Source organism: Aquabacterium sp. UBA2148, from assembly GCF_002328915.1.
Classification (GTDB): Bacteria; Pseudomonadota; Gammaproteobacteria; order Burkholderiales; family Burkholderiaceae_C; genus Aquabacterium; species Aquabacterium parvum.
This window is the reverse complement of the sequence record NZ_DCXA01000197.1, coordinates 18,644-20,773: the sequence shown is the minus strand read 5'-3', so window position 1 is coordinate 20,773 and position 2,130 is coordinate 18,644. Positions and strand designations below refer to the sequence as shown.

The following is a 2,130-nucleotide window of genomic DNA, read 5'->3' as shown; positions in this document are numbered from 1 at the left end:
GACCCGCACCACACGCTGCGAGAAGTCGAGCGGGTGCTGGTGCCCGAGGGCAGGGTGGTGATTGCCGGCTTCAACCCGGCCAGCCTTTGGGGCCTCTGGCAGCGCATGGGGCGTTGGGGTGCGGCATCCGCGCCCGTGTTGCCCCAAGGTGAGTTCATTGCTTACTGGCGCTTGCGCGACTGGCTGCGTCTGTTGGACCTGGAAGTCGAGGCGGGTTGCTTTGGGTGTTACCGGCCCATGTTGCGTCAGCAACGCAGCTGGGATCGCCTGGCCTGGATGGAGAATGCCGGTGACCGCTGGTGGCCGGTGCTGGGGGCCGTCTACTTCGTGGTGGCCGTCAAGCGAGCGCGTGGCATGCACCTGGTGGGCAAGGTGCGTCGCACCCGCATGAGCCCAGCTGCCGCGCCTGCCGTCGTGGCCCAGCGCAACCAGCGCAACGAAACCTGATCAACAAACCGTGTGACTGCAAACAAGCGAGATTCGATGAGCGAGAACAACAACCCTGCGGTGGTCGTCTACACCGACGGGGCTTGCAAAGGCAACCCTGGCCGAGGTGGCTGGGGCGTCTGGATGGTCAGTGGTCAGCATCAGAAAGAGATGTGGGGCGGCGAGCGCCTGACCACCAACAACCGCATGGAACTGACCGCCGTCATCCAGGCCCTGACCGCGCTCAAAAAGCGCTGCAAGGTCGATGTCTACACAGACAGCGAATACGTCCGCAAGGGGATCACGGAGTGGATCACCGGCTGGAAGCGCCGTGGATGGAAGACCGCAGACAACAAGCCCGTCAAGAACGCCGAGTTGTGGGTGGAGCTTGAAACCCAGACCCACCGGCACGACGTGGCCTGGCATTGGGTCAAGGGCCACGCGGGTGACCCGGGCAACGAAAAGGCCGATGCGCTGGCCAACCGGGGTGCAGCCGAAGCCTGAGGCCAGGGCCTGGTTTCGGGCCTCAGAGGATGAGGACCATGGTCAGCTTGTCGTGGTAGCGGACCTGGCCAGGCCCCTCGACCAGCTTGATGGCATGCGGCAACACACCGCAGCCTTGAAAGCCCACCCTCTCGTAGAGCCGGATGGCTGAATTGCTGGACGTGCTCACGCGCAAGGTGATCTGCTCCAGTCCGATGGCTTGCCTGGCTTCGGCGATGGCCGCCTGCACAAGCCGGATGCCGATGCCGCGCCCGGTGTGGCTCGGGTGCACCATCATGCTGTTGAACTCGGCGCTGTGGCGCAGCTTGGCCTGGGTTTGCCGCTCCAGGCCGATCATGCCGATCAGCTCCCTGCCGTCCCAGGCGCCCAGCAAGAAGGTGCCGCCCAGCGTTTCACCCATGCCGAGCCGCCACAGGTAGCTCTCCGGTGGGCGAGACTGTTCGCTGTCGATGTCGGCGTCGAAAGCATCTGGGTGCAGGCGCAAGGCTTCGTCCCTCAAACGCTTGTAGGCGCCGAGGTCCGCCGCGGTGATGCGGCCAACGCGCACCTGGGCGTCAGCGTCGCTCATCTGCAGCCTCCAGTGTCTCCAGGGTGTTCATGTTCTCGAAGTCGCATGCTGGCGCAAAGGATACCGCCACCCAGCTCTGAGAGCGGATCCATTGACCGACTTTGCGTTCACCCTTCACGAAGGCCGCCGCCAGATCAGGGGTCACCCTCTTGTGGATGAGGGCGCAGGTCCAGTGGAGTCTTTCTTCCAGCGCGTCCGCTCCGAGCTCCTCCGTGAGTGGGACCGCGATGTCGGCCCCTGCATGGCGGGCGGCCGCCAGCAAGCGTTCAACCAGGTGACCGGGCAGGTTCGGGGTGTCGCAGGCGGCCAGTTGCAGCCAATCGCTTGGGCAGTGTTGCAGGGCGGTCAAGATGCCAGCCAGGGGGCCGCTGCGGGGGGGCAGCTCGGGTGAGTCAGGATGGACGCCTGCGTTGCCCGGGCCGCTTGCACTCGGCTCGAGAGATTCGACGCTGGCTTGGCAGGCGCGCTGAAGCAGCTGCGCGTAGCTGGCTTGGTTGCGGTTGGCGCCCACCCCCAGCTTGTCTGCCTGTGTCCGCAAGGCCTCCAGCACCCACTGAGCCAACGGTTGCCCTCGCCAGGGCTGCAGTCCTTTGTCGACGCCGCCCATGCGCAGGCCTTCCCCGCCCGCCAAC

At 65.6% G+C, this 2,130-nt stretch carries 3 protein-coding genes and 1 pseudogene; 2 read left to right on the top strand and 2 right to left on the bottom strand.

The annotated features are described in order from the left end of the window. Together B2W70_RS11080 and rnhA are read left to right on the top strand one after the other, a co-directional pair. Nucleotides 1–447, top strand: a pseudogene (locus B2W70_RS11080) (SAM-dependent methyltransferase); the annotation flags it as partial. Between the two features lie 36 nt (nt 448–483). After that, entirely contained in the window at nt 484–930 is a 447-nt protein-coding gene (gene rnhA, locus B2W70_RS11075; protein WP_058085950.1) for a ribonuclease HI, read from the top strand. Nucleotides 931–952: 22 nt separating this feature from the next. Here rnhA and B2W70_RS11070 read toward each other — a convergent pair whose 3' ends face one another. Further along, nucleotides 953–1,498 carry a GNAT family N-acetyltransferase gene (locus tag B2W70_RS11070; protein ID WP_058085951.1) on the bottom strand — a complete coding sequence of 182 codons (546 nt, stop codon included), beginning with the start codon at nt 1,496–1,498 and terminating at the stop codon, nt 953–955. Further along, nucleotides 1,485–2,130 (bottom strand): molybdenum cofactor guanylyltransferase (mobA, locus tag B2W70_RS11065; protein WP_286745698.1); only part of this gene is annotated, 646 nt, incomplete at its 5' end. The genes B2W70_RS11070 and mobA, both read right to left, overlap by 14 nt.

Excerpts from the sequence above, each read along its gene's own strand:
- rnhA (WP_058085950.1), top strand. The coding sequence starts at position 484 with ATGAGCGAGAACAACAACCCTGCGGTGGTCGTCTACACCGACGGGGCT.
- B2W70_RS11070 (WP_058085951.1), bottom strand. The coding sequence starts at position 1,498 with ATGAGCGACGCTGACGCCCAGGTGCGCGTTGGCCGCATCACCGCGGCG.